Here is a 25,653-nt window from a genome sequence, read left to right as displayed (position 1 = left end):
CATGAGAGGCGAGGTCCGCTGCGGCCCGTACCTTCCCTCGCTGAAACGGTAGGGAGGCCGGCATGGAGTTCGAGGCCGGATCCAGAGGTGGGGGCGGGGGCGGAGCGTGCTATCTGCCGATCGCCGAGCACGGGTTGATCGGTGATCTCCGTACGGCCGCGCTGGTGGGGACGGACGGCACCATCGACTGGTACTGCTGCCCGCGGTTCGACGCGCCCAGCGTGTTCGGGTCCATCCTGGACGCCGAGCGGGGCGGCTCCTTCGAGCTGGCCGCCGACGTGCCGGCCCGGACCCGGCAGTTCTACTTCCCCGACACCAATGTGCTGATCACGCGGTTCTACGCGGCCGACGGCGTGGCGGAGATCCAGGACTTCATGCCGGTCGTCGACGAGTCCCGCGAGGCCTCCCGGCACCGGCTGATCCGGCGGGTGGTGTGCGTACGCGGGACACTGCCGTTCGCGGCCCGGATCGCGCCCCGCTTCGGTTACGGAGCGGAGCCGCACACGGTGCGGGTGCGGGCGGGTGAGGCCGTCTTCGAGGCCCCGTCGATGGCCCTGGCGCTGACGTCGACCGTGCCGCTGGAGGGCGACGGCCGGGACGTCCGCTCGCACTTCAAGCTCCTGGAGGGCGAGTCCGTGGTGTTCGCGCTGGACCGGATCGGTGAGGACGTCCGCCCGCGGGCGTGTCCGCACGCCGAGGCGGAGGCGCAGTTCGAGGCGACCGTCCGGTTCTGGTGCGACTGGCTGAGCCGCTCGCGCTACCGCGGCCGCTGGCGGGAGATGGTGCACCGCTCCGCGCTGCTGTTGAAGCTGCTCACCTACGCGCCGACCGGCGCGATCGTGGCCGCGCCGACGACCAGCCTGCCCGAGCGGATCGGCGGCGAACGCAACTGGGACTACCGGTACGTGTGGGTGCGCGACGCGGCCTTCTGCGTCTACGCCATGCTCCGCCTGGGCTTCACCTCGGAGGCCGAGGCGTTCATGGCCTTCCTGTCCGAGCGCGGCATCATGCGGGGCGCCGGCCCGTCCGGCCCGCTGCAGATCATGTACGGCATCGACGGGCGCAAGGACCTTCCCGAGTCCGAACTGGACCACCTCGAAGGGCATCTGGGCTCGGCGCCGGTACGGGTCGGGAACGGCGCCACCCACCAGCTCCAACTGGACATCTACGGGGCGCTGATCGACTCCGTCTACCTGTACGACAAGTGGGGGCAGCCGATCAGCAGCGACCACTGGGACGAGGTCGGCGCCGTCGTGGACTGGCTCTGCGACCACTGGGACCAGCCCGACGAGGGCATCTGGGAGACCAGGGGCGGCCGGCGGGACTTCGTCTACTCGCGGCTGATGTGCTGGGTCGCGATCGAGCGGGCGATCCGGATGGCCAACCGGCGCGGCCTGCCCGCGGACCTCGGCCGCTGGCTGCGGAACCGGGACGCGATCTACCGGCAGATCATGCGGGAGGGCTGGTCCGCCGAACGCGGCGCGTTCGTCCAGTCCCTGGGCGCCGACGTCCTGGACGCCTCGGTGCTGATGATGCCGATGGCCAAGTTCGTCTCGCCCACCGACCCCAAGTGGCTGGCGACCCTGGACGCGCTCACCCGGGACCTGGTCTCCGACTCCCTGGTCTACCGCTACGACCCGGCGGCCAGCCCGGACGGCCTGCACGGCACCGAGGGCACCTTCTCGATCTGCTCCTTCTGGTACGTCGAGGCACTCACCCGGGCCGGCCGCCTGGAGGAGGCCCGGCTGGCCTTCGAGAAGATGCTCACCTACGGCAACCACCTCGGCCTCTACGCCGAGGAGATCGGCCGCACCGGCGAGCAACTCGGCAACTTCCCCCAGGCGTTCACCCACCTGTCACTGATCAGCGCGGCCTTCAACCTCGACCGCGCCCTCGGCTGAGCCGGGCGACGGAGCGTGGGATCCCGGATTCCGTGTCCCCGGGCGACCTCGGCCTCCTGATCGTCGGGGCGGAGGAGGGCCGGCCGGTTGGTTGGTGTGCGGGGCCGACGGAACCAGGTAACGTCTTCCTCGTGTGCTTCCAGACGCCGATCTACGAGTGAGCGCGTGATGGGCCCCTGCTGACGTCCTTCGACGTCGCCGCCCGTCCCCCACCGATGAATCCGTAGACCGCTTCACTTCACTTCACTTCACCACCGGGAGAACCCAAGACCGTGAGCAAGAACATCAACAACCCCGTGGGCATGGGCGGCGGCCAGCGCAAGAGGCTGTCCCGCGCCGAACGGCAGAACAACGGCCCGCACCGCAACCTCGACCGCCAGGGTGCAGCCGACCAGAAGGCCGAGCTGGTGCGCAAGATGCGCGAGAAGGCAGGAACGGCCGAGGGCGCCGAGCGGGCGGACGGCGACACCGCACAGGGCTGACGCACCACCGCAGCGCGCCGCTGCAGCGCGGCACCGCACGGGGCAGGGCTCCGGTACGGCGAAGGGGTCCCACCGACCGGTGGGACCCCTTCGCGTAGGCGGGTCAGCCCGCTGCCCCCGCCGCCGGCCGGACGGCGACCGCGTCGATCTCGAAGAGCATCCCCGGCAGGGCGAGCGAGGCGACCCCGCTGAGCGTCTGCGCGGGCAGCCGGTCGCCCCAGGCCCCGGCCAGGGCCCTGCCGAGGACGGCCAGCTTCTCCAGGTCGTGGTCGACGATGTACGAGCCGAGCCGGACCACGTGCTCGAAGCCGAGGCCGACCCCGGCGAGCGCGGTGCGCAGGTTGGCGAGGGCGAGCTCCACCTGGGCGGCGAAGTCGCCGGGCACGACCTGGCCGCCGGCGTCGGAGGCGTACTGGCCGCCGATGAAGACCGGTTCGCCGGGCGCGGAGGCGGCGTGGCTGTAGCCGAACGGCGTCGGGTCGTGCAGGCCGGGCGGGTTGGTGATGGTGCGGGTGTCGGTCACGGGGTTCCTTCCCTGGTGTCGGGCCGAGCTGGGTGCCGGGGCGGTCTACGGCTCGGACCGGGCGGCTTCCTCCCGGGCGTCGCGCCAACTCGGCGACTCCAGGAAGTGGTTGTCGAAGAGGTCCTGCTTGGCGAGGAGTTCCTCGACCGTCGCCTCGCCCGCGCGGATCCGCTCCAGCAGGCGGAAGTAGTCGAAGCGCTCCACCCCGGGGGTGATCACGATCAGCAGGTCCGCCCCGGAGTCCGGAGCCGCCGCGAAGGCGTGCGGCAGATGGGGCGGCACCACCACGAGGTCGCCGCTGCGGGCGGTGACCACCTCGTTCCCGACCAGCACCTGGGCCGAGCCGTCGACGACGAAGAACAGCTCCGAGGAGCCCCCGTGGTAGTGCGGAGTGGCGCCGTCCTTGCCGCGCCCCAGTGTGACGCGCAGGGTGCTCAGGGCGCCGCCGGTGGCGCTGGAGTCCGCCAGCAGCCGCCCCTTGCCGCCGAGCATTCCGACGGTCTCGGCTTCGTCGCCCCGCACCACCACGGCTTCCGGTCCGATCAACGTCATTGGCCTCTCCCCACAGTGCGTGCTCAGATAGTTCTCTGGCTGATAGTACTACGTCTAACTATCCCGCGCCGAAGTAATATGCCCCCATGGATCACGTGGACGTCATGCTCGACCAGTGGGGCCGGGAGCGCCCGGACCTCGACCTGGCGGCGGTCGGCATCGTCGGCCGCCTCGGCCGCTTCGCGCTGCTCGCGGGCCGGGTCGTCGAAGAGGTGTTCAAGCACCACGGCCTCCAGCGCGGCGAGTTCGACGTTCTCGCCACCCTGCGCCGCTCCGGCGCGCCGTACGAACTGATGCCTTCCGAACTCGCCGCGCTGCTGCTGATGTCACGGGCCGGCATGACCAGCCGGATCGACCGGCTGGAATCGGCGGGCCTGGTGGAACGCCGCACCGACCCGGCGGACCGGCGCAGCGTCCGCATCGCCCTCACGGCGGCCGGACGCGCCCTCGTGGACGCCGCCTTCACCGACCACGCGGCCAACGAGACCACGCTGCTCTCCGCCCTCTCGGGCGAGGAGCGGGCCGCCCTGGACATGATCCTGCGCAAGCTGCTCGCCGACGTCGAGGGCGCGGAGAGTCCGGCGCCCTGACGGCCCGTGCCGTCCGTGACGACTACCGCGCCTCGACGTACTCCGCTTCCGTCGCGGCGGTGGCCACGGTCGTCGGCCGGGCGGCGATCGGCCTGCCCGGCCGGCGCCCCCCGTCCGGGACCCTCGCGCCGCGCATCACCAGCGCGTCAGGAGGGGGACGGCTCCAACTCCCCGGCGAAGACGATGACCTGGTCGATGAGGCTCCGTCGCAGATGGACGACGTCCGTCCCCGCCAGGCGGGGGCCGCCGTCCGGGGTGGTGAAGACCCACCGGTACCGGGCCCACTCGTCCGGCATGTCCACCTCCGAGCAGCGCGCCATCGTGCCGGTCCCCGCCGGGTGGCGCCGGAGGTCCAGTACGAACCGCTCGACCGCCGCGATTCCCTCGCTGCGACCCAGTGGCCCCCAGAAGACCACGTCCGAGGTCAGCGCCTGGGAGAGGAGGGCGGTGACATAGCTGTCGTCCGAGGCGTTGAACGCGGAGATGAAGGTATCGATCGCGGAGCGTGCCGTCTCTTCCTGCATCCCCCAGTCATACCAGCTGTTGCCCGGGCGTTCGTCCCACGAGCCGCTTTCCGATCACGGTTGGGCGTCCCGCACGCGACGGAGGGTGCGGGAGGGGGTGGTGGTGCGGTTCAGGTCAGTTCAGGCCAGTGAGTGACATGTTCACGACAGTAGCGTGATCTCTCCGTCACTGTACGTGCCAGTACCGTCATGCTGTTCCTACGGAGACGAACGGCCCGCCGTCGTCTCCGGTGGCGCGGCCACGCGATCGAGTGGCTGCCCTCCCATCCCGCCGGCGAGTGCTGTGCCGTCCGTCGCGGCCACGGCTGACGAGTAGCCGCTGCGGGTCTCAACGTCCTTATCCGTAAAGGGGATCGACTCATGCTGCCCACCATGTCGCAGGACGCCCGGGAGACCTTCCTCGCCGACCGCCGGGTCGGGGTGCTGAGCGTCGCGGACCCCAGAGAAGGCGACCGGGCGCCCCTGTGCGTGCCGGTCTGGTACGGCTACGAGCCCGGGGGCGAGGTCCTCGTCCAGACGGGGCGCGAGACGGTCAAGGGCCGACTCCTGCGCGCCGCCGGCCGGTTCAGCCTCTGCGTGCAGGACGAGCGGCGGCCCTACCGGTACGTGAGCGTCGAAGGGCCGGTCGTCGCCGTCGAGGACCCGGTGCCGCCGGCCGTCCGGGACGCCCTGGCGCACCGCTACCTGGACCCGGACGAGGCCCGCGGCTACCTCGCCGCCACCGCCGACCAGCTCAAGGACGACATCCTGTTCCGGCTTCGCCCGCAGCGCTGGCGGACCGCCGACTTCTCGGCCTTCGCCGCCGACTTCACCGAGCCCGCCGAACCGGCGGCCGCCCCCGCCGCCCCCGCCGCCGACAGCGCGGACTGACCTGGCGTGCCGTCGGCACCGGCCCGCAGCCGCGGCCGACGGAGCCACCTCCTGAGAAGGATCCATGACCGACATCGACGTTTCGTCACGCCCGCTCCACCTCCCTGCCCCCCGCCCCGCGGCCCGCGCCTCCCGCGCCGACCGGCCGCAGGACCTCACCCTGCCGGAGCTCTTCGCCCGGCAGGCGGCCGCCCGCCCGGGCGCACCGGCCGTCCGCCACCGCGACCGCACCCTCGACTACGGCCAGGTGGACGCCGGATCGACCGCCCTGGCCGCCCGCCTCCTGGCCGCGGGCATCACCCCCGGCGAACCCGTCGGCGTGTGCGGCGGCCGCTCCCCGGAAGCGCTGATCGCCCTGCTGGGCATCCTCAAGGCCGGCTGCGCCTACGTCCCGCTGGACGACGACCTGCCCCCGGCCCGCCTGCGCGCCATGGCCGAGGACGCCGGACTGCGCGCCGCCGTCACCCTGCCCGGCGCCGAACGTCCGGTCCGCGGCCTGCGGGTGAGCATCCCGGTCGTCGAGGACGGGGACCGCGCACCGGCACCCGACCGGACCACGGGCGTCCCGTCCACCCCCGGAGACTGCGCCTACGTCGCCTTCACCTCCGGCACGACCGGCCGCCCCAAGCCGGTGGCGATCCCGCACCGGGGAGTCGCCCGCCTCGTCCTGGCCGACCGCGAACTGCCCCCGCCCGGGCCGGGCGACCGGATCCTGCACGGCTACGGCCTCTCCTCGGACGCCTCGACCATCGAGATCTGGGGCGCCCTGCTGACCGGCGCCTGCCTGGTGATCGCCGACCGCGAGGAACTCCTCTCGCCGACCGCGCTGGAACACCTGCTGCGCAGCCGGGGCGTCACCGTCGCCTACCTGACCACGAGCGTCTTCCACCTGCTCGCCCGGACCCGCCCCCAGGCGATGGCGGGCCTGCGGTTCGTCTCGGCCGGCGGCGAGGCGATGGACCCGCGCCTGGCGAACGCCGTCCTCGCCGCCTGCCCCGGCACCACCGTGGTCAACTTCTACGGCCCGACCGAGAATTCGGTGGTCTCCACCGCCCACGTCGTCCGCCCGCTGCCCGAGGACGCCGCCGGCGTCCCGATCGGCCGCCCGTACGCCGCCACCACCTGCCACGTGCTGCGCGCCGACGGCACGCCCGCGGCGCCGGGCGAGGAGGGCGAGCTGTACGTCGGCGGCGACGGGCTGGCCCTCGGCTACCCGGGCGACGAGCAGCTGACCGCGGAGCGGTTCGTCCGGCTGCCGCAGGTCGAACCCGGCGGCCGGCTCTACCGCACCGGCGACCGGGCCGTCCGCACCGCCGACGGCCTGCTGGAGTACCGCGGCCGCGCGGACCGCCAGGTCAAGCTGCGCGGCGCGCGGATAGAACTCGACGAGGTGGAGGCCCGGCTGCGCGCCCACCCCGCCGTGGCCGAGGCCGTCGTCGAGGCCGACAGCGACGCGCTGACCGCCTACATCACCCCCACCGCCCCGGGGGAGCCCCTGCCGCTGCCCGAGCTGCGCGGCTACTGCGCCCGCTGGCTGCCGCCGCAGGCCGTGCCCGCGCTGGTCGCCCTCGACCGCTTCCCGGTGACCAGCGGCGGCAAGGTGGACCGCAAAGCCCTCCGCGCCGTCGACGTCGGCCGCGCGGACATCCCGCCGCAGGAGCAGCCGGCCGAAGGGCTCGCCGCGATCCTCACCGGGATCTGGCAGCAGGTGCTGCGCACCCGGCCCGCCCCCGAGGACGACTTCTTCCACCTCGGCGGCGACTCCCTGCTCGCCTCCGAGGCCGTCACCCGCACCCTCGCCGCCCTCGGCCTCGACGCCGCACTCAGCTCCACCCTGATCCGGGCGCTGCTCACCGCCCCCACCCTCGCCCGCTTCACCGAGGCCGTCCGGGCCGCCCGCGACGGCTCCCCGAGCGGCGCCGGGGCCGGGGAGAGCACCGTCGACTTCGTCCGGGAGAGCGAACTCGGCTTCCGCCTGCCGCCCGCCCAGGGCCCCGCGCCCCGCCCCCGGGACCCGGAGCACGTGCTGCTCACCGGTGCCTCCGGCTTCGTCGGCGCCTTCCTGCTGACCACCCTGCTGCGCCGCACCGCCGCCCGGATCCACTGCCCCGTCCGCGCCGCGAGCCCCGCCCACGCCGAACAGCGGGTGCGCACCGCCCTCGCCCGCTACGGACTGCACCTCGACGAGGCCGACCGGCAGCGCCTGGAGTGCTTCCCCGCCGACCTCGCCGAGCCGGGCCTCGGACTGTCGGCCGAGCGGCGCGCCGACCTGGCGGCCCGGCTGGACCTGATCGTCCACAACGGCGCCCAGGTCAACTTCCTCTACCCGTACGAGCAGCTGCGCGCCCCCAATGTGGAGGGCACCCGGGAGATGGTCCGGCTCGCCGCTCCCCGCCGTGTCCCGGTCCACTTCCTGTCGACCGTCGCGGTCGTCGCCGGCGCCGGGGCCGCCGGGGTGCGCGACATCGCCGAGGACGCCCCGATGGCCCACGCCGACGGGCTCACCATGGGCTACGCCGAGAGCAAGTGGGTCGCCGAAGGGGTGCTGCGCCGAGCCGCCGAGCAGGGACTGCCGATGGCCGTCCACCGCCCGTACGAGGTGACGGGGGAGCAGGTGAGCGGGGTGAGCAACACCGAGACCGCGATCTGCTCGCTCTTCCGGACGATCGCCGAGACCGGGCTGGCCCCGGACATCGCCCTGCCGATGGACTTCGTCCCGGTCGACCACCTCGCCGAGGCCGTCGTCCACATCGCCACCCGGCGGGACGCCGACGGCCGCACCTACCACCTCACCAACCCCCGTCCCGCGATGCTGTCGGACGTCATCGACCGGATGCGCGCGGCCGGCTGCGCGGTGCGCACGCTGCCCTACCAGCGGTGGGTGGACGAGCTGGTGCGCCACGTCGCCGCGAACCCCACCAGCGCCACCGCGCCCTTCGTGTCGCTGTGCGTGGACCGCAGCCGCACCGCCGACATGTCCGTCAAGGAGCTCTACTTCGAGGGCACCTTCCCGGTGCTCGGCCGGCACAACGCCGAGGCCGCCCTGGCCGACAGCGGGCTGCACTGCCCGCCGGTCGACGCCGCCCTGCTGGACCGGTACCTGGAGTACTTCTTCAGCTCCGGCTACCTCCAGCGCCCCACCACCACCGGCGTCCGGGAGGGCACCCGATGACCGACACCGCCGTCCCCGCCCCGATCCCCGTCCCCGAGGTGACGCCCGGCACCGCCGGACCGCCCTGCGGCTACGCCCGGCTGCGCGCCGAACAGCCCGTCGTCCAGGCGCAGTTGCCCAACGGCGAGACCGCGTGGCTGCTCAGCCGCTACGCGGACGCCCGGGCCGCCTTCGCCGACCCGAGGCTGGTGCGGCCCCTGCTGTCCGCCTGGCCGCCCGTCGAGGGCGACGACGCGCCGCCGCCCTGCCTGCCGACCTTCCTGGAGATGCGGGGAGAGCACCACGAGCGGGTGCGGCGCGCCGTCCTGCCGCTGTTCGGCCGCGGGCGCCTGGAGTTCATGCGGCCCCGCATCCGCGCCATCGCGGAGGAGTTGCTCGACGCCATGACGGCCGGATCGCCCGACCGCACGGCCGACCTGGTGGCCGGCTACGTCGAACCGCTGCCGCTGCGCGTGCTGTGCGAGACCATCGGCCTCCCGCACGAGGACCGCGACCGCTACCTCCCGCACACCCTCACCCTGCTCAGCGCCGCCGGGCTGACCATGGACGAGATCCTCGCCGCGCTGTACGCCCTCCAGGACTACGCCTCCGAGCTGATCACCCGCAAGGAGGAGGAAGAGGGGGAACCGAAACAGGACGGGGACTACATCCGGCTGCTGCTCGCCGAGACCCGCCGCCCCGGCAGCGAGCTGGACAGGGACGACGTGGTCAGCTTCGTCGTCACCATGCTGATGGCCGGCTACAAGACCAACATGCAGCACACCGGGAACGCCCTGCTCACCCTCCTCACCCACCCCGACCAGCTGCGCCGGCTGCGCGAGGAACCCGCCGGGATCGCCGGCGCCGTGGACGAACTGCTGCGCCACGTACCGCTGATGAACGCGATCAACATCCTCGTCGCGGAGGAGGACCTCACCCTCCACGGGCAGCTGATCCGGGCCGGGGACGCTGTCGTGCCGGTGCCCGCCTCCGCCAACCGCGACCCCGAGGCGTTCACCGACCCCGACCGCCTCGACCTCACCCGCACGCCCAACCCGCACCTCGCCTTCGGCCACGGCCCGCACGCCTGCACCGGTGCGCACCTGAGCCGGATGCAGCTGGCCGTGGTGATCCAGGTGCTGCTGGAGAGGCTGCCCGGCATCGAACTGGCCGAGCCCGCCGAGTCGCTGCCCTGGGACGAGACCACCCCGCTGCGTGCACCCGCCCGGCTGCCGGTGCGCTGGTGACGACGGCACCCCCGCCGCGCACCCCTGCTCCCGTACAGCCGCGCACCCCTGCTTCCGTAGAGAAAGGACCGCGCCGCATGAGCGCACCCCAGGCGCCCGCCACCACCGACGAGGCCCGGGACGGCACCCCGGACGCGGAGGCGCTGCCCCGCTACCCGTTCAGCACCGACGGCGACCGCCTCGCCCCCGAGCTGGACGAGCTGCGCAGCCGTTGCCCCGTCGCCCGGGTCAGGACCAACGCCGGTGGCGAGGCCTGGCTGGTCACCGGCTACGAGCTGGCCCGCGACGTCCTGCGGGACCGCGCCTTCGCCCGCTCCGTCCTCGGCGAGGCCGACAGCCCGACCCAGGACGCCCCGATCCTGGCGCCCGAACTGCTGGACGCGATGAACTACCTCCAGCAGGCCGGACTGCGCGACGAGGTGCTTACCGCGCTCGGCCGCAACCAGCCCGCACTGCCCGCCGACTGGGTCGCCGAGGTGACGCGGGAGGGCCTGGAGCGGATGGTCGCCGAGGGCGTGCCGGGCGACCTCCAGCGCCACTTCGCCGAGTGGGTCGCCGCACAGTGCCTGTGCCGGCTGCTCGGTCTGCCCTTCGAGGACCGTGCGTGGCTCGCCGAGCGCGCCGACAAGGACCTCACCATGGCCACGTACTCGGACGAGGAACTGGCCGTCAACTGGGAGGAGATCCGCGCCTACATGGCGGCCTTCCTGGCCGCCCGCACCCCCGGGCAGCCGCGCGGCCTCGCCGACCGGCTCGCCGACCTGAACGCCGACCGGCCGTCCGAGGGGCCCGCCGGGCCGAAGGGGCTGAGCGACGAGCAACTGTCCAACATCGTCTCCGTGCTGTTCGTCAGCGGCTACGAGGACTTCGCCGGCTTCCTGGGCGTCGCCGCCGTCAACCTCCTCCAACACCCCGACGCGATGGCGGAGTTGCGGGAGAGCCCGGAGGCGACACCCCGGCACGTGGAGGAACTGCTGCGGTGCAGCGTCGTCCTCGGCAACGCCATCCCGCGCTTCGTCACCGAGGACACCTCGCTGGGCGGCGAGCGGGTCAAGGCCGGTGAGCTGATCCTGCTCTCCCTGGACGCGGCGAACTACGACCCCGGCACCTTCGCCGACCCCGAGCGGTTCGAGCCCGCCCGCTCGCCCAATCCCCACCTGCGCTTCGGTCACGGCCGTCACCACTGCCCCGGCGCCCACCTGGTGCGGCGGCAGTCCGACACGGCCTTCCGGGTCCTGCTCCAGCGGTTCCCCGGGCTGCGCCTGGCGGTGCCGGTGGACGAGGTGCCGTGGCACCCGAACCGGATGGCCATCATGGCCGCCGCGATTCCGGTCACCTGGTGACCTGACCCCGCCCCGACCCTGCTCCGACCCCGCCCTGACCAGACCGGACCAGACCCGCGCCCCCTGCCCGCACGCCGGGCCGGGGGCGCGGCCGTCGTCGCCCCCGGCGGCTTGCGTCGTCTCCATTTCGCCTCGCTCATAACCTTTCAGAAAGGTTACCTCTCTCAGGTGTCCGACAGGCTCGGGTCGCTACTTTGCGGTGGTTTGTGAGTGGTTGATGACGCACCATCACGCCGGGAGCCCAGAAGCGGTTGACGGCTGGGCTGGTGGGATGCCATCGTCATAACCGTTCAGAGCAGTTACTCGGATCCAGGGGTGGAACCATGGCCAAGGAGCACGAGCGGCATGCCCGAGGGGCACCGGTGGGGCGGCGGATGCTGCTGGGGACCTTCGCCGCGGGGATGGCCGGACTCGCCGCCGCGCCCCCGCTCCAGCGCGGGTGGGAGAAGCTGCTCGGGGCGGCCTCTCAGCACGATCCGACCGGGCTCACCGGGCTGCTGCCGGACCCCGGCGGCTTCCGGTACTACAGCATCGTCGGCTCGGTGCCGCGCAAGGACGAGACCGACTACAGCCTGCGGATCGACGGCCTGGTCGACCGCCCGCGCAGCTACACCCTGCCCGACCTGCGCGCGCTGCCGCAGACCCGGATCGTCCGGGACGTGCTGTGCACCGACGGCTGGCGGGTGGACGGCACGCCCTTCCAGGGGGTGCGGCTCGCCGACCTGCTGGACGCGGCGGGCGTGCGCACCGAGGGCAAGGCGCTCCGCTTCACCTGCTTCGACGGCGCCTACAGCGAGAGCCTCACCCTGGAGCAGGCCCGGCGCCCGGACGTACTGGTCGCGCTCACCATGCAGGACCGGCCGATCAGTCACGAGCACGGCGGCCCGGCCCGGCTGTACGTGGCGCCGATGTACTTCTACAAGTCGGCCAAGTGGCTCTCCGGCATCACCGTCACCGACCGGGTCATCCCCGGCTACTGGGAGGAGTACGGCTATGCGGTCGACGGCTGGCTCGACGGCGCCGACCGCAGCGCCTGAACCCGCGCGGCCCGAACCGGTGCTGCCCGAACCGGTGCTGCCCGAACCGGGCGACCGGGTCCGCCGGTTCACCCGGGCGCAGCGCCTGGTCCACCGGAGCACCGGACTGCTGATGCTGCTCTGCCTGGCCGCCGGAGCCTGCCTCTACCTCGGTCCGCTCGCCCAACTCGTCGGGCGGCGGCACCTGATGGTCACCCTGCACGAGTGGTCCGGCGTCCTGCTGCCGGTGCCGCTCCTGCTCGGCCTGTTCTCCCGTGCCGTCCGCGCCGACCTACGCCGGCTGAACCGCTTCGCCCCGTACGACCGGCAGTGGCTGCGGGCCGCGCGCCGCCGCCTGAGCGGGCCGCAGGACCGCCCGGCGGGCAAGTTCAACGCGGGGCAGAAGCTCTACGCGGGCTGGATCGCCGGCGCGGTCCTGGTGATGGCGGCGACCGGACTGCTGATGTGGTTCACCGGGCTGCTGCCGGCCGTCTCCCGGACCAGCGCGATCTTCGTCCACGACTGCCTCGCCTGGGCGGTGGTCGCGGTCCTGATCGGGCACACCCGCCGGGCCCTGCGGGACCCGGAGTCGCGCCGGGGCATGCGCACCGGCCACGTCAGCCGCAGCTGGGCGCGTCGTGAGCACCCGCACTGGCTGCCGGAGGAGCGAGCCGGCGCCGAAGCCGCCCCGCGCGACCACGCCTGACGGCGGGCCGGATCCGGCCCGGACCGTCAACCCCGTTACACCCAAGACCACTTCACACACCTGGACGGAACTCCCGATGAAACGCTCCCTGACCGCCCTCGCGGTCGGCATGTCCCTCGCCGCCGTGCTCTACGCGCCCGGCGCCCTGGCCGACACCGCGCCGCTCACCGCCACCAGCTGCGCCGCCCCCGCGGTGACGGCCCCCGACGGGACACAGGTGGAGGGTGTCACCGCCGTCGCCCACCCGGCGGGCACGGTCGACGTGCCCGCGGTGTTCCCGCTGGGCGCCGACCACGTCCCCGACGTCCCCGCCTTCTGCGACGTCACGGTCACCCTCACCCACCCCGGCCAGGGCGACCACGCCAAGGTGCGGGTCTGGCTGCCGCAGCAGACCTGGAACGGCCGGCTGCAGACGATCGGCGGCCAGGCCTACGCCGCCGGTGACTACGGCAGCAAGCTCGCCCTCGCCGTGAAGAGCGGCTACGCCGCCGCCACCACGGATGCCGGCGTCGGTACGTACCTCGACAGCCACTGGGGGTTGAAGGCCGACGGCACGGTCGACGCGGCGCTGCTGGAGAACTTCGCGTCCCGCTCCGAGCACGAGGCGGCGGTCGTCGCCAAGGACGTCATCGCCGGCCACTACCAGCGGGCCGCCGCGTACTCCTACTTCAACGGCTGTTCGACCGGCGGGCGCCAGGGGTACGCGGAGGCGCAGAAGTACCCGGAGGACTACAACGGCATCCTGGCCAACGCGCCCGCCGTGCACTGGGCGGAGTTCGAGGTCGCCACGCTCTGGCCGCAGGTGGTGATGAACGAGCAGCACACCTACCCGACCGCCTGCGAGTTCGACGCCTTCACCGCCGCCGCCGTCCAGGCCTGCGACGGGCTCGACGGCGCCCGGGACGGCCTGGTGTCCCGGCCGGACGAGTGCGGCTTCAACCCGCGCCGGCTGATCGGCACCACCGTCGAGTGCGAGGGCAGGAAGGTGACGATCACCGAGGCCGACGCCGAGGTGGTCCGCCGGATCTGGGACGGGCCGCGCACCACCGACGGCCGCCGGCTGTGGGCCGGGGTGCCCAAGGGCGCCCAGCTGAGCGCCCTCGCGGGGCACACCACGGACCCGTCGGGCAAGCCGGTGGGCGCGCCGTTCCCGGTGCCCGCCGCGTGGGTGTCCACCTGGGTGGCCGAGCAGCCCTCGCTCGACGTCACCACCCTCACCACCGCGCGCTTCACCGAGCTGTTCCAGCAGTCGGTGGCCGAGTACGACGACGTCATCGGCACCGACGACGCGGACCTCTCCGCCTTCCGCGACGCCGGAGGAAAGCTCCTCAGCTGGCACGGCTCGGCCGACGAGTTCATCCCGGCCGACGGTACGGTGCGCTACCGCAAGCAGGTGGAGCGGGAGCTGGGCGGCGCGCAGCAGGTCGACGACTTCTACCGGCTGTTCCTGGTGCCGGGCGCGGCCCACTGCGGGCTCAACGGTCCCAGCGGCCGCACCGACGACCTCGCCGCGCTGACCGCCTGGGTCGAACAGGGCAAGGCGCCGCAGACGCTGCCCGCCACCCTGAACACCGCGGACGGCCGTACGGTCAGCCGCAACCTGTGCGCCTACCCGCTGGTCTCCCGCTACAGCGGCCACGGTGACGTCGCCGACGCGGCCGCCTTCCGCTGCGTCCCGGCCGACCGGCACTGACCCGGCCCCCGCGGCAGCGCGGCCCGTACCCCGATCGGGGGCACGGGCCGCGCTGCCTTCTGTTGCCGGAGGGTCAGGGGCGGGCCCCGCCGGTCCGTTCCGGCAGGACCAGCGGCACCCCCGTGCGCGGGTGGGGCAGCACCTCGACGGGGTGGCCGTACACCTCGCTGAGCAGCGGTGCGCGCAGCACCTCGGCGACCGGGCCGTCGGCGATCGTGCTGCCGTCCGTCAGCAGGACCACCCGGTCCGCGTAGGCGGCCGCCAGGGACAGGTCGTGGAGCACCACGACCACGCCGTCCCCGGCGGCGGCGCGCTCCCGGGCGATCCGCAGCACCAGTTCCTGGTGGCGCAGGTCGAGGGCGGCGGTGGGCTCGTCCAGGAGCAGCAGCGGGGTGCGCTGGGCGAGCACCCGGGCGAGCGCGACCCGGGCCCGTTCGCCGCCGGACAGGGCGGTGAAGGGCCGCCCGGCGAAGGGGGTGGACTCGGTGGCGGCCATCGCCTCGGCGACCACCGCCTCGTCCTCGGCGGCGGCCGCCGTCCCCGTCCAGGGGGCGCGGCCCATCCGGACCACCCGGTCGGCGGGGAACGGGAAGGACAGCGTGGCGGACTGCGGCAACAGCGCCCGGTGCAGGGCGAGTTCGGCCGCGCCGTAGTCGGCCAGCGGGCGGCCGCGCAGGGTGACGGTGCCGCCCTGCGGGGCGGCGTCCCCGGCGAGGACGGAGAGCAGGGTGGACTTGCCCGCGCCGTTCGGCCCGAGCAGCGCGACCACCTCCCCGGCGGTGACCCGGACCGAGGCGCCGGCCAGCAGCGGGCGGCCGCCGACGGTCAGTCGGACCGCCTCGGCGGCGAGCAACTCGGAGCCGGGCAGAGGGCGTTCGGGGACGGGGCGGGACCGGTGCAGCCTCATGCCCAGCCTCCCTGCTTGGTCCGGGTCCGGCGCAGCAGCCAGAAGAAGAACGGGCTGCCGATCAGGGCGGTGAGCACCCCGAGCGGCAGTTCGGCCGGGGCGGCGAGGGTGCGGGCGGCGAGGTCGGCGGCGACCAGGACGAGTGCCCCGCCGAGGGCCGAGGCGGGCAGCAGGAAGCGGTGGCCGGGCCCGGCCAGCATCCGCAGCAGGTGGGGGACGACCAGGCCGACGAAGCCGATGATGCCGCTGACCGCGACGGCCGCCGCGGTGAGCAGGGCGACCACGGCGATCAGGGTGAGCCGCATCCGCTCGACGTCCACCCCGAGGTGGCGGGCGGGGCGTTCGCCGAGCGCCAGCAGGTCCAGCTTGCGGGCGTACAGCGGGGCGACGGTGAGTCCGACGACGGCGAAGGGCAGGACGGCGAGCACCTTGCCCCAGGTGGCCTGGGAGAGCGAGCCGAGCTGCCAGAAAGTCACCTGGCTGATCGCGGCGGAGTCGGCGGTGAACAGCAGCAGGCCGATCAGCGCGCCGCAGAAGGCGTTCACCGCGACCCCGGTGAGGATCAGCGTGACCACCTCGGTCCGGCCGCCGGCCCGGGCCATCAGGTAGACCGCGAAGACCGTCGACAGCCCGCCGGCGAAGGCGAACACGGTGACCGTCCAGCCGCCGAGGGCGTCCAGACCGAGCACGATGCAGGCCACCGCGCCGACCGCGCCGCCGGAGGAGACGCCGATCACGGCGGGCTCGGCGAGCGGGTTGCCGAACACGCCCTGCATCAGGGCGCCGGCGCAGCCGAGCGAGCCGCCGACCAGCAGGGCGAGCACCACCCGGGGCAGCCGGACGTTCCACAGCACCGATTCGGGTACGCGCTCCAGGGCGTGCCCGCCGAGGCCGAGGCGGTGGGCGGCGGAGCCGAGGATGTCGCCGAGCGGGATGCGGTAGGCGCCGGTGCCGGCCGCGAGCAGGGCGCAGAGCACCAGGGCGGTGGCGAGCACGACGGTGATCAGGGTGCTGCGGGAGGGGCCGGGGCGGGCCTTCGGCCGGCTCTGCGCCGCGTTCTTCTCCCGTACGGCGGTGGTCACTTGGCGCCTGCCGGGTGCAGCTGGGCGGTGATCTCCCGGAGCACCTGGGGGGTGCGCGGGCCGTAGCTGAGCAGTTGGCCGTCCTCGATGGAGACGATCCGGCGGTCCAGCCCGGCCGGGGTCTGGGCGACGCCGGGGAGCTTGAGCAGCCCGTCGACGCCGCCGACAGAGTAGAGTCCCTTGCTCATCACCAGGATCGCGTCGGGCGCGGCCTTGACCAGGGCTTCGCTGGTGAGCGGGGTGAAGTCGCCGGTGAGTCCGGCGGCGGTGCCGGCGTCCTCGCCGCCGACCGCCTCGATCAGCGAGCCGGCGCCGGAGGCGGGGCCGCCGAGCAGGTAGACGGAGGCGCTGCCGCGCAGGTAGAGGAAGGCCACCTTGGGCCGGCTGCCGCCGGCCGGTACGGCGGCCTCGGCTGCGGCGATCCGCTGCTCGGTGCGCTCCTTCAACTGCCGCCCGGCGTCCGGGACTCCGAGTGCGGCGGCGACGGTGTCGATGCGCGGGCCGACGTCGGCGAGGCGCTTGGCGTCGTCCAGCACGAGCAGCGGGACGCCGGCCGCGCGGATCTGGTCGATCGCCTCGGCCGGGCCGGTGGAGCGGTCGGCGAGGACGACGGTCGGGTGCAGGGACAGCACGCCCTCGGCGGAGACCTCGTGGGCCTGGGTGATCACCGGCAGGGCGGCGGCCTGCCGGAAGGTGGTGGAGACGTCCCGGGCGACCGCCTTGGGGCCGAGGCCGAGGCTGAACACCAGCTCGGCGAGGCTGCCGTTGAGCGGGATGATCCGCTCGGCGCTGGTGACGGTGACCTGGCGGCCGTCGGCGGAGGCGGTGGTGGCCGGGAGGCGGGGGACGGGTTCGACGGGCAGTGGCTCGACCGCGTCGGGGGAGCGGGTGGCCCCGGCCGTCGTTCCGCCGGTGGCGGTGCCGGTGCGAGGAGCGGTGCTGCAAGCGGTGAGGGCGAGCACCAGGCCGAGGAGTAGCAGCAGGAGGGCTGGCCCGCGGGCCACCTGGGGTCGGGTCGTACTGCTGCTCAACGGGCTTCCCTTCGTGGGGTGTTGTCGTCCGCTCCGGCCGGGGAGGCCGGGTGGCGGGGCTCTTGACTCACATATTAGGTTAGCCTTACCTAAATCCCGCAAGGGGGTCGGTTTCCCGGCCACCCCTTCTCCGTCGTGCCCGCACGGCCCGTCCCGCCGTGCCTGCGCGTCGTGCCTGCCTGTCGTGCCTGCCCGCAGGGTCCTCCCTGCCCGCACGGCCGTGTCCTTCCGAGGAGTGATCCGCGTGTCCCTGCCCAGCCGGCTCCGCCGCCTGGCCGCCACCCTGGTGGCCGTACTCGCCGCCCTGTCGGCGGTGGTCCTCTCGCCGTCCCCGGCGGTGGCCGCCGAAGGCAAGGTCTCCGGCGGGCGGCTGGACTGGGGGATCAGACAGTCCTTCCTGACCTACGTCACCGGGCCCATCGCCAAGGGCAGTTGGGCGCTCACCGGCGGCGCGGCCACGGTCGGCGGCAACACCTTCCGGTTCCACTCCGCCAACGGCACCTACGACCCGGCCACCGGCGCGCTGACCGCGGCCTTCTCCGGCGGGGTCCGCTTCACCGGGCACCAGGAGAACGGCAGCAACGCGCTCGACCTGAGCCTCGGGCGGCTCACCTTCCGGGCCGCCCCCGGTGGCGCGGCCGGGCTGTACGCCGACGTCAGCAGCAAGTCCAAGGAGACCGGCCAGGTCGGCACCGCCGGCCAGGCCAAACTGGCCGAGCTCTCGCTGGCCGGCGTCGACCTGCGCGGCGCCGCCGGGACGCTGAACCTCGCCAACGTCCCGGCTACTCTCACCGACGCCGGGGCGAAGGCCTTCGGCAACTTCTACCAGGCCGGTACGGCCCTGGACCCGCTCAGCCTCTCCGTCAACCTGCCCGCCGCGCAGCCGAGTCCGGCGGCGGCCGCGCCCGGCGCCACCCCGGGCACGACGCCGGGTACCGGCCAGGGCGCGACACCCACGGCTGCGTCCCCGGCCGCGACCGCCACACAGCCGGCCGCCCAGGCGCCCGCGCGGACCGAGTTCGGCAACGGCGCCCTCGACTGGGGCGTGCGCCGCACCTTCCGCGACTACGTCACCGGCACGATCGCCCAGGGCCGTTGGGAGCTCGGCGGCGGCGCGGCCGACGGCGGCGCCTTCTACCGCTGGACCCCGGCCAAGGGCAGCTACGACCCCGGCACCGGCGAACTCACCGCCGGCTTCACCGGTACCGTCCGCTTCACCGGTCTGCGCAGTGGCGACGGTTACGGCCTGGACCTCACCCTGGCCGACCCGGCCGTCAGCGTGGCCGAGGGCCGGGGCCGCCTGCTCGCCGACGTCTCCGGACGCACCCCGGACGGCGCCACCCAGCAGCTGACCGGCGTCGAACTGGCGACCTTCGACGCCGCCGGCCTCAAGCCGGAGGGCGGCCTGCTCAAGGCCGTCGAACTGCCGCTCAAGCTCGCCGACGGCGGCGCCAAGGCCTTCGGCGGCCTCTACCCGGCGGGGACCGAGATGGACCCGCTGAGCTTCGCCGTCGCCCTCGACCCGGCCGCCGCCCTGCCCTCGCTGCCCGACCTCGGCAGCGCCCCGGCCACCCCGGCCGCTGAGGCCACCCCGGTGAGCCCGGCCGCCTCGCCGGTCGCGGCCGCCGCGGACTCCTCCACGGGCGGCTTCCCGGTGGCCGCCACGGCGGGCGGCGCGGTGCTGGTCGCCGCGTTCGCCGTGACCGGCGGGCTGCTGCTGCGCCGCCGCCGCTCGGCCGCCGCGCCGGACGCGGACCAGTCGGCCTGAGCCGTCCCCCTTCCCGTCCTGCCCCCGTCCCCCTTGTCCCCGTCCCCCGTGTCCCCCCCGTCACCTGAACGGAGCATCACCATGTCCCGCAACCGCACTCGGCTCGCCGCTCTGGCCGCCGCCACCGCCGGCCTCGGCCTGACCGCCCTCGGCGCCCCCGCGCTGGCCTTCGCCGGCGGCGCCCCGGGCAGCGTCAGCTACGACACCGGCGCGCTGGACTGGGGGGTGAAGGCCAGCTTCCGCAGCTACATCGAGGGACCGGCCTCCCAGGGCGGCGCGGTCGAGCCGACCGGCGGCGCGACCCGCAACGCCGACGGCACCTTCCACTTCGGGCTGGCGAACGCCACCTACGACCTCGGCACCCACGCGCTCAAGTCCTCGTTCACCGGCGGCGTGCACTTCACCGCCCACCACGGCGCGCTGGACCTCGCGCTCAGCGACCTGAGGATCGTTACCTCGGGCACCACCGGCACCCTCACGGCCGACACGGCCGCCAAGGAGACGGTGGGCGCCTCCGAGATCACCCGGCGCGACGACGTGCCGCTGGTGACCTTCACCGTCGGGCGGGACACCACCACCGGGGTGCCGACCGGCGCGAAGCTCACCGAGCAGGGCGCCAAGGCCTTCGCGGGCTTCTACGGGGCGGGAACGGACATGGACCCGCTGTCGCTGCTGCTCAAGCAGGGCCCGGTGACGCCCACTCCGACGGCGACGGCCACCCCGTCCGCCACCGCTTCGCCGACGGCGCAGCCGACCGGCACGCCGTCCGCCACCGCCTCGCCGTCGGCGACCGCCTCGCCGACCGCGACCGCCACGGCCACCGCCTCGCCGACCGCCACGGCCCCCGCGACACCCCTGCCGACCGGCACCCCCGTCACCGGCTCCGACCGTCTGCCCGTACTGAACGGCACCTTGAACTGGACGGTCAAGGAGAGCTTCCGCAAGTACCTCGAATCCCCGATGGCCGCCGGGAAGGTCGAGTTCGGCGGCGGCGCGGCCGACTACCGCTTCGGCGGTGCCACCGGCACGTACAACACCGCCGACCACACGCTCACCGCCGGTTACACCGGCTCGGTCCGCTTCCTCGGCCACCCGGGCAAGGACGGCTGGGCGCTCGACACCACGCTCTCCAAGCCGGGTCTGGTCATCGACAAGGACGGCGCCTTCCTCACCGCCGACGTCAACGGCAAGTCCCCGGACGGCCGGTCGACCGTGCTGACCGGCGCGCGGATCGCCAAGCTCGACGTCCCCGCCGCCGCCTTGAAGCCGGTCGACGGCGTCGTCACCCTCACCGGCGTCCCGGCCACGCTGACCGCCGAGGGCGTCCCGGTGTTCTCCAACTACCCTGCGGGTACGGCCCTGGACCCGGTGAGCGCGACCCTGGCCTTCGACAAGGACGCCAAGCTGCCGCCCGCCGGCTCCTCCGGTACGACCGGCGGCGGCAACCCGGCCGCGGGGGGCCAGGGTTCGGGCAGCCAGGGTTCCGGCGGTGGGGCGGGCAGCGGCGCGGGCGGCGGCGCCTCGCTCACCACCACCGCGCTGAGCGGCGCCGGCACCGGTGCGCTGGCCGCGACCGGCGCGGACACCCCGGTGGTTCCGCTGCTGGCCACCGCGGCGGGACTGCTGCTGGTGGGCGGCAGCGCCACCGTCCTGGTGCGCAACCGCCGTGGCGCGGTGCGGGCCTGATCCCGGAGCGGAACGCGCACCGGCCCCCGCGAGTGGGTACTCGCGGGGGCCGGTGCGTTCGCGGCGGGTGTCCGGGCGGCCCGGTTCCGGACGCAGCTCCGGACGGTCAGGCGCTCAACGGGTAGCGGCCGTCGAGGTCGTGGAAGACGGCCCCGTTGAGCACGAAGGCCCGCTTGCACTCCTCGACCACCCGGCGCCGCTCCACCTCGTCCATCGCGGCGCCCGCCGCGTCCAGCTTGGACCGGTAGTCGCGCTTGAAGGCAGCCGGGTTGGTGACGTCCTCGAAGACGTAGAACCGCACGCCGTCGCCCTTGCGCTCGAAGCCCCAGGCCTTCTCGGCCAGGCCCCGGATGATCTGGCCGCCCGACAGGTCGCCCAGGTACCGGGTGTAGTGGTGGGCGAGGTAGCCGGCCGGCCACTCGGCGGCCAGCTCCTCGATCCGCGCCACGTACGCGGCGGTGGCGGGCAGCGGTGCGAGTCCGGTGTGCCAGTCGGGCCCGCGCAGGTGGGCCAGGTCGCGCTCGATGGCGGCGGTGCGCAGCAGCGCCGGGTCGATGAACGGGCCCGCCAGCGGGTGTTCCGCGAGCTGCTCGGCCCGCTCCTCCAGCGCCCGGTAGACGAACCAGAGCTGGCCGGTGAGCTCGGCGTAGGCGTCGATCCCGAGCTGCCCGCCCAGCAGGCGGCTCATGAACGAGGAGTGCTCCGCGGCCTCGTGCTCCTCGCTGCTGGCGGTGCGGAGCACGGTGGAGAAGGGGACGGGCTCGGGCGTGGGCATGCGGCCTCCAGGGATCGGATGCGGCCGGGGCGGAAGGACCCCGCGAGTTTTGGTTAGCCTAACCTAAGTTCACGACTTCCCGACACTCTGTCGGTAAAGGTAGCCCAGCCGCCCCGGAAACGGCAGGGGCAGGACGGATGCGGCCCGCGCCCCCGGCCGACATGCCGACGCCCCGCCGGTCCGGCCCCGGAGGGGGCGGACCAGCGGGGCGAGGAGCGCGCAGGTCAGCGAGTGCCGCTGCGACGGCGGCGGAAGGCGAGGACGCCGCCCGCCAGCGCCAGGGCCGCGGCCGCGCCGCCGATCACGACGGGCGCGACGGACGGGGCCGCCGCCGTCCGCGCCGCCGTGCCGTAGCCGCTGGACATCCCGGCGGCGGCGTACTCCGAGCCGGGCAGCTTGTCGGCGTAGCGGGCCTTGACCAGCTTCTGGTACTCGCTCAGCGAGGCCGAGGGCCGGCCGTCCAGCCCCTGCCGCGCCTGGTCGTTGAGCGGCTCCACCGTGCTGAGCCGCAGTTGGTACCAGCCGCGGATCTGCGGCTCGCTGAAGACCAGCGTCCCGGGCGTGGCCCTTCCGGCGTACGCGGCGTCGCTGTTGCCGTCGCGCACGCCGGCCAGGTGCCAGCCCCCGCCCTCGGTGGGGGCGAGCAGGACGGTGGCGTTGCGCCCGTTGACCGTGGTGTTCAGGGCGGAGACCAGGTAGCTCAGCCGGATCGCCTGGGAGGCGAGCGGCAGGGCCGTCCCGGCGACGAACCCGGGGGTGAGCTCGTTCAGGGCCAGGGGGTTGTCGACGGTGAAGGCCGGCAGGCCCGCGCACGGCTCGGCCTGGTCCGGGATCGTCTGTGCCGCCGGGGGCGCGTCCTTCTGGGGCAGTGGGGCACTGAGGAAGCGGCAGACGGCGTCGCGGACGTCGGCGGACTTCACCAGTTCCAGGGCGGCCGTGTAGTCCGGGATGTCCGCCGGGAGCGGGTCCTTGGCCGGGGCCGCGTGGACGGGCCCGGCGAGCGGCAGCAGCGCGCAGGCGCCGGCCGCCAGCAGGGCGGCCAGGCGGATGCGGCGGGTGCTCGCCGGCCCGGCGGGTGTCGTGGTGCTGTGCATGGCCGTCCGCCTCACCTGGAGATGCCGATCCGGGAATGGGTCCATTTGAACGAGCTGTTGCTGACGTAGTCGGCGTAGTTCCACCAGGTGTAGGTGGCGGTGTCCGGCCACGGGTCGGCGACCGCGACGGTGTTCTTCGAGGTGTCGAAGCCGTAGACCACGTTCATGTGGCCGCCGCCGGAGGTCCAGCCGATCCGGGCGGCGACCGGCCGGGCCGCCTTGACGTCGGTGTAGACCTGGTTGAAGGTGGCCGCGCTGTTCAGGCCCGTGCCGAGGTTGGTCATGCCGAGGCTCTTCCAGCCCTTGGCCATGTCGTCGAGCGTGGCCGGTTGGTTGTTGCAGCCGTAGTAGGGCTGGGCCCGGGTGCAGAAGTCGGCCTGGGTGGTGCCGTAGCCATGGAATTTGGCGATGGTCAGGCCGGAGGCGACCCAGCACCACTGGGACTTCTCCTGCTTGAGCATGGTGATGGTGTCCTGGCCGGCCTCGGCGTGGGCCTGGCCGCCCGCGGTGGCGAGCAGTGCCGAAGCCGTCAGGAGGACGGTCGTCGCCGCGGTCGTGAATCTGGGTCTGCCCATGGGTCTGCCTTCCCGCGCGGGGCGCGATGGGTGTGGGGGATTTGCAGAGCCATGACAGCACGGAACGGTGCAATTACGGAGTGTATGCGAAGGAGTGTTGCGGACGGGTGTCCGTCGCGGCACCGGAAGTCGGTGCGGCGGCTGCCCGGCCCCTCGGCGGATCCATCTGCGCACCGTGTGAGCGGCGGCGGCTCCCCCCGGAAGGGGACACGTCGTGGTACGGCGGGCCGATCGTGGTGACGTAGGGTGATAGGAGGTCAACAGGGGGGAGTCGAGGTTCCGGTCGGCCGCACCCGCGCGCGGACCCGTCCTCGGACCCCCGTTCCACCCCCGGCCCACCCCGTTCCGCCCCCTCGGCCGTGGCGGGTGCTCCGGGTCGCCCGCAGACAGGAGAGTTGAGTTGTCGTCCGACAGCACGCAGCGTTCGCAGTGGGTCCAGGACCGTCCGGCCACGTCCCGTGCCCCCAGAGCGGACCTGCTGCTCGACGGCCGCTCGCTCACCGTCAAGGAGACCGCCGCGGCCGCCCGTCGCCCGAAGGCGTGGCGGGTGGCGCTGTCGGACGGCGCGGTGCACCGGATGAAGCGGTCGGTGGACCTCAAGAACGCGATCGTCGACTCCGGGCAGCGGGTGTACGGCGTCACCTCCGGCTTCGGCGACAGCAACACCCGGCAGATCTCGCCGCGCAAGGTCGAGGCGCTCCAGGCCAACCTGATCCGCGGCTTCAACTGCGGCCTGGGACCGGCGGCTTCACCCGAGGTGGTGCGGGCGACGGTGATCGCCCGGGCGAACTGCCTGGCGCGCGGCAACTCCGGCATCCGCCCGGAGGTCGTCCAACTCCTGCTGGACTGCCTGGAGCAGGACATCCTGCCGGTGGTGCCGGAGCGCGGCTCGGTGGGCGCCAGCGGCGACCTCGTCCCGCTCAGCTACCTCGGGGCGATGCTCACCGGCCACGGGACGGTGCTGCACCGGGGCGAGGCCAGGCCCGCCGCCGAGGCCCTCGCCGAGGAGGGCCTGGAGCCGGTGGTGCTGGCCTCCAAGGAGGGGCTGGCGCTGGTCAACGGCACCTCCTTCATGGCCGGCTTCGCCGTCCTGGCCCTGCGCGACGCGACCGAACTGGCCTTCGCCGCCGACCTGTGCACGGCGCTCGCCTCCCAGGTCCTGAACGGCAACCCGCGCCACTTCGACCCGTTCGTCTTCGACCACAAGCCGCACCCGGGCACCGCCGACTCCGCCCGGACGGTGCGGCGGCTGCTCGGCCGGCTCGGCGACGGCCCGTACGAGGGCGACCAGGAGGGCGGCCCGGCCGACCCGATGCCCGACGGGACGGGCTACCGGCGGCTCGCCGAGGCCGTCCAGGACCGGTACTCGATCCGCTGCGCCCCGCACGTCAACGGCGTGCTGCGGGACACCCTCGCGTTCGCCGCCGACTGGACCCACGTGGAGATCAACTCCTCCAACGACAACCCGCTGTTCGACGCCGACGCGGGCGTGGTCGTCAACGGCGGCAACTTCTACGGCGGGCACATCGGCCAGGCGATGGACTCGCTCAAGACCGCCGTCGCCAGCGTGGGCGACCTGCTGGAACGGCAGTTGCAGCTGGTGGTGGACGAGAAGTACAACAACGGACTCACCGCCAACCTCATCCCGCGCTTCCCGGACGACAGTTGGGAGGCGGGCCTGCACCACGGCTTCAAGTCCCTGCAGCTGGCGGCCTCCTCGCTGGTCGCCGAGGCGCTCAAGCTGACCATGCCCGCGACCTCGTTCTCCCGCTCCACCGAGGCCCACAACCAGGACAAGGTCAGCATGGGCACCATCGCCGCCCGGGACGCCCGGACGGTCGTCGAGCTGGTGCGCGAGGTGGCCGCGATCCACCTGCTGGCGCTCTGCCAGGCCGCCGACCTGCGCGGCCCCGAGCGGCTCAGCGGTCCGACCGCGGTCGTGCACGCGGTGGTGCGCGCCGTGTCGCCGGTGCTGGACCGGGACCGCGGGATGGAGCGGGACATCGCCCTGGTGGCGGAACTGATCGGCGCGGGACGGCTGCGGGAGGCGGCGGCCGGGGCCTGAGGACCGGCCGCGGGGGGGGGCGGGGGGGCGGGGGCGCCCCCGCGGGGCGGCCCCGGGGGGGGGGGGGGTAAG

At 74.0% G+C, this 25,653-nt stretch carries 22 protein-coding genes; 13 read left to right on the top strand and 9 right to left on the bottom strand.

The features are described 5' to 3' along the window. The first annotated feature begins 62 nt into the window (after positions 1-62). Both ACFXOZ_RS25535 and ACFXOZ_RS25530 read left to right on the top strand, forming a co-directional pair. Positions 63-1,901 carry a glycoside hydrolase family 15 protein gene (locus ACFXOZ_RS25535; protein ID WP_380592835.1) on the top strand — a complete coding sequence of 613 codons (1,839 nt, stop codon included), beginning with the start codon at positions 63-65 and terminating at the stop codon, positions 1,899-1,901. A gap of 272 nt (positions 1,902-2,173) precedes the next feature. After that, the gene (locus ACFXOZ_RS25530; protein WP_380528610.1) at positions 2,174-2,383 is read left to right on the top strand and encodes a DUF6243 family protein; all 210 of its coding nucleotides are present in this window, start codon (positions 2,174-2,176) and stop codon (positions 2,381-2,383) included. Between the two features lie 103 nt (positions 2,384-2,486). Here ACFXOZ_RS25530 and ACFXOZ_RS25525 read toward each other — a convergent pair whose 3' ends face one another. Then, on the bottom strand, positions 2,487-2,906 hold the full coding sequence (locus tag ACFXOZ_RS25525; RefSeq protein WP_380528612.1) for a RidA family protein: 420 nt from the start codon (positions 2,904-2,906) through the stop codon (positions 2,487-2,489). A 45-nt stretch (positions 2,907-2,951) separates the two neighbouring features. Then, entirely contained in the window at positions 2,952-3,458 is a 507-nt protein-coding gene (locus ACFXOZ_RS25520) for a cupin domain-containing protein (RefSeq protein ID WP_063352400.1), read from the bottom strand. A gap of 86 nt (positions 3,459-3,544) precedes the next feature. Here ACFXOZ_RS25520 and ACFXOZ_RS25515 point away from each other — a divergent pair, with 86 nt between their 5' ends. Continuing rightward, the gene (locus tag ACFXOZ_RS25515; RefSeq protein ID WP_380528613.1) at positions 3,545-4,048 is read left to right on the top strand and encodes a MarR family winged helix-turn-helix transcriptional regulator; all 504 of its coding nucleotides are present in this window, start codon (positions 3,545-3,547) and stop codon (positions 4,046-4,048) included. 146 nt (positions 4,049-4,194) lie between these two features. Here the strand turns inward: ACFXOZ_RS25515 and ACFXOZ_RS25510 are convergent, their stop codons facing one another. Beyond that, the gene (locus tag ACFXOZ_RS25510; RefSeq protein ID WP_380408990.1) at positions 4,195-4,572 is read right to left on the bottom strand and encodes a nuclear transport factor 2 family protein; all 378 of its coding nucleotides are present in this window, start codon (positions 4,570-4,572) and stop codon (positions 4,195-4,197) included. A gap of 360 nt (positions 4,573-4,932) precedes the next feature. On the opposite strand from ACFXOZ_RS25510, the gene ACFXOZ_RS25505 reads away from it, so the two are divergent. The 7 genes from ACFXOZ_RS25505 (at position 4,933) to ACFXOZ_RS25475 (ending at position 14,598) form a co-directional block, all read left to right on the top strand. Further along, complete coding sequence (locus tag ACFXOZ_RS25505; protein ID WP_380592832.1) at positions 4,933-5,442, top strand: pyridoxamine 5'-phosphate oxidase family protein; 510 nt, start codon at positions 4,933-4,935, stop codon at positions 5,440-5,442. Between the two features lie 64 nt (positions 5,443-5,506). Beyond that, positions 5,507-8,614 (top strand): amino acid adenylation domain-containing protein, encoded by a 3,108-nt coding sequence (locus ACFXOZ_RS25500; RefSeq protein ID WP_380592830.1) that lies wholly within the window; start codon positions 5,507-5,509, stop codon positions 8,612-8,614. Then, positions 8,611-9,840 carry a cytochrome P450 gene (locus tag ACFXOZ_RS25495; RefSeq protein ID WP_380592828.1) on the top strand — a complete coding sequence of 410 codons (1,230 nt, stop codon included), beginning with the start codon at positions 8,611-8,613 and terminating at the stop codon, positions 9,838-9,840. The genes ACFXOZ_RS25500 and ACFXOZ_RS25495 overlap by 4 nt, the downstream gene beginning before the upstream one ends. Before the next feature lie 77 nt (positions 9,841-9,917). After that, positions 9,918-11,183 carry a cytochrome P450 gene (locus tag ACFXOZ_RS25490; RefSeq protein ID WP_380592826.1) on the top strand — a complete coding sequence of 422 codons (1,266 nt, stop codon included), beginning with the start codon at positions 9,918-9,920 and terminating at the stop codon, positions 11,181-11,183. A gap of 323 nt (positions 11,184-11,506) precedes the next feature. After that, the gene (locus ACFXOZ_RS25485; RefSeq protein ID WP_380528623.1) at positions 11,507-12,220 is read left to right on the top strand and encodes a molybdopterin-dependent oxidoreductase; all 714 of its coding nucleotides are present in this window, start codon (positions 11,507-11,509) and stop codon (positions 12,218-12,220) included. Then, positions 12,177-12,905, top strand: coding sequence for a cytochrome b/b6 domain-containing protein (locus ACFXOZ_RS25480; protein ID WP_380592824.1), 729 nt, complete (start codon positions 12,177-12,179; stop codon positions 12,903-12,905). Before ACFXOZ_RS25485 ends, ACFXOZ_RS25480 begins: the two co-directional genes overlap by 44 nt. A 76-nt stretch (positions 12,906-12,981) precedes the next feature. Further along, a complete protein-coding gene (locus ACFXOZ_RS25475; RefSeq protein ID WP_380592822.1) occupies positions 12,982-14,598 on the top strand; it encodes a tannase/feruloyl esterase family alpha/beta hydrolase in 1,617 nt (538 codons plus the stop codon). Between the two features lie 73 nt (positions 14,599-14,671). Here the strand turns inward: ACFXOZ_RS25475 and ACFXOZ_RS25470 are convergent, their stop codons facing one another. Genes ACFXOZ_RS25470 through ACFXOZ_RS25460 form a run of 3 tightly spaced genes read right to left on the bottom strand, consistent with a single transcriptional unit; the run spans position 14,672 to position 17,618 of the window. Further along, on the bottom strand, positions 14,672-15,505 hold the full coding sequence (locus tag ACFXOZ_RS25470; RefSeq protein WP_380528629.1) for a heme ABC transporter ATP-binding protein: 834 nt from the start codon (positions 15,503-15,505) through the stop codon (positions 14,672-14,674). Beyond that, positions 15,502-16,587 (bottom strand): FecCD family ABC transporter permease, encoded by a 1,086-nt coding sequence (locus ACFXOZ_RS25465; protein WP_380528631.1) that lies wholly within the window; start codon positions 16,585-16,587, stop codon positions 15,502-15,504. Before ACFXOZ_RS25465 ends, ACFXOZ_RS25470 begins: the two co-directional genes overlap by 4 nt. Further along, positions 16,584-17,618 (bottom strand): hemin ABC transporter substrate-binding protein, encoded by a 1,035-nt coding sequence (locus ACFXOZ_RS25460; RefSeq protein WP_380592820.1) that lies wholly within the window; start codon positions 17,616-17,618, stop codon positions 16,584-16,586. Before ACFXOZ_RS25460 ends, ACFXOZ_RS25465 begins: the two co-directional genes overlap by 4 nt. A 244-nt stretch (positions 17,619-17,862) precedes the next feature. Between ACFXOZ_RS25460 and ACFXOZ_RS25455 the strand changes: the two genes are divergently transcribed. Then, on the top strand, positions 17,863-19,386 hold the full coding sequence (locus ACFXOZ_RS25455; RefSeq protein WP_380592818.1) for an HtaA domain-containing protein: 1,524 nt from the start codon (positions 17,863-17,865) through the stop codon (positions 19,384-19,386). An 81-nt stretch (positions 19,387-19,467) separates the two neighbouring features. Continuing rightward, positions 19,468-21,072: an HtaA domain-containing protein gene (locus ACFXOZ_RS25450; protein WP_380528637.1), complete on the top strand. Its 1,605-nt coding sequence runs from the start codon at positions 19,468-19,470 to the stop codon at positions 21,070-21,072. 106 nt (positions 21,073-21,178) lie between these two features. On the opposite strand, the gene ACFXOZ_RS25445 is transcribed toward ACFXOZ_RS25450, so the two are convergent. From ACFXOZ_RS25445 to ACFXOZ_RS25435, 3 genes are all read right to left on the bottom strand, one after another. After that, positions 21,179-21,847, bottom strand: coding sequence for a heme oxygenase (biliverdin-producing) (locus ACFXOZ_RS25445; RefSeq protein WP_380528639.1), 669 nt, complete (start codon positions 21,845-21,847; stop codon positions 21,179-21,181). 224 nt (positions 21,848-22,071) lie between these two features. Further along, positions 22,072-22,941 carry a hypothetical protein gene (locus tag ACFXOZ_RS25440; protein WP_380528640.1) on the bottom strand — a complete coding sequence of 290 codons (870 nt, stop codon included), beginning with the start codon at positions 22,939-22,941 and terminating at the stop codon, positions 22,072-22,074. 11 nt (positions 22,942-22,952) lie between these two features. Next, the gene (locus ACFXOZ_RS25435) at positions 22,953-23,516 is read right to left on the bottom strand and encodes a papain-like cysteine protease family protein (RefSeq protein WP_380528642.1); all 564 of its coding nucleotides are present in this window, start codon (positions 23,514-23,516) and stop codon (positions 22,953-22,955) included. Between the two features lie 400 nt (positions 23,517-23,916). On the opposite strand from ACFXOZ_RS25435, the gene hutH reads away from it, so the two are divergent. Continuing rightward, positions 23,917-25,581 carry a histidine ammonia-lyase gene (gene hutH / locus ACFXOZ_RS25430; RefSeq protein ID WP_380592816.1) on the top strand — a complete coding sequence of 555 codons (1,665 nt, stop codon included), beginning with the start codon at positions 23,917-23,919 and terminating at the stop codon, positions 25,579-25,581. The last annotated feature ends 72 nt before the right edge of the window (positions 25,582-25,653 follow it).

The organism is Kitasatospora sp. NPDC059160 (assembly GCF_042755465.1).
Taxonomy (GTDB): domain Bacteria; phylum Actinomycetota; class Actinomycetes; order Streptomycetales; family Streptomycetaceae; genus Kitasatospora.
Note: the sequence above shows the minus strand (reverse complement) of the source record. Positions and strands in the feature narration are given on the sequence as shown.

Coding starts and splice junctions, on each gene's coding strand:
- ACFXOZ_RS25535 (WP_380592835.1), top strand. CDS start 63: ATGGAGTTCGAGGCCGGATCCAGAGGTGGGGGCGGGGGCGGAGCGTGC.
- ACFXOZ_RS25520 (WP_063352400.1), bottom strand. CDS start 3,458: ATGACGTTGATCGGACCGGAAGCCGTGGTGGTGCGGGGCGACGAAGCC.
- ACFXOZ_RS25515 (WP_380528613.1), top strand. CDS start 3,545: ATGGATCACGTGGACGTCATGCTCGACCAGTGGGGCCGGGAGCGCCCG.
- ACFXOZ_RS25510 (WP_380408990.1), bottom strand. CDS start 4,572: ATGCAGGAAGAGACGGCACGCTCCGCGATCGATACCTTCATCTCCGCG.
- ACFXOZ_RS25505 (WP_380592832.1), top strand. CDS start 4,933: ATGCTGCCCACCATGTCGCAGGACGCCCGGGAGACCTTCCTCGCCGAC.
- ACFXOZ_RS25500 (WP_380592830.1), top strand. CDS start 5,507: ATGACCGACATCGACGTTTCGTCACGCCCGCTCCACCTCCCTGCCCCC.
- ACFXOZ_RS25495 (WP_380592828.1), top strand. CDS start 8,611: ATGACCGACACCGCCGTCCCCGCCCCGATCCCCGTCCCCGAGGTGACG.
- ACFXOZ_RS25490 (WP_380592826.1), top strand. CDS start 9,918: ATGAGCGCACCCCAGGCGCCCGCCACCACCGACGAGGCCCGGGACGGC.
- ACFXOZ_RS25485 (WP_380528623.1), top strand. CDS start 11,507: ATGGCCAAGGAGCACGAGCGGCATGCCCGAGGGGCACCGGTGGGGCGG.
- ACFXOZ_RS25480 (WP_380592824.1), top strand. CDS start 12,177: ATGCGGTCGACGGCTGGCTCGACGGCGCCGACCGCAGCGCCTGAACCC.
- ACFXOZ_RS25475 (WP_380592822.1), top strand. CDS start 12,982: ATGAAACGCTCCCTGACCGCCCTCGCGGTCGGCATGTCCCTCGCCGCC.
- ACFXOZ_RS25470 (WP_380528629.1), bottom strand. CDS start 15,505: ATGAGGCTGCACCGGTCCCGCCCCGTCCCCGAACGCCCTCTGCCCGGC.
- ACFXOZ_RS25450 (WP_380528637.1), top strand. CDS start 19,468: ATGTCCCGCAACCGCACTCGGCTCGCCGCTCTGGCCGCCGCCACCGCC.
- ACFXOZ_RS25445 (WP_380528639.1), bottom strand. CDS start 21,847: ATGCCCACGCCCGAGCCCGTCCCCTTCTCCACCGTGCTCCGCACCGCC.
- ACFXOZ_RS25440 (WP_380528640.1), bottom strand. CDS start 22,941: ATGCACAGCACCACGACACCCGCCGGGCCGGCGAGCACCCGCCGCATC.
- ACFXOZ_RS25435 (WP_380528642.1), bottom strand. CDS start 23,516: ATGGGCAGACCCAGATTCACGACCGCGGCGACGACCGTCCTCCTGACG.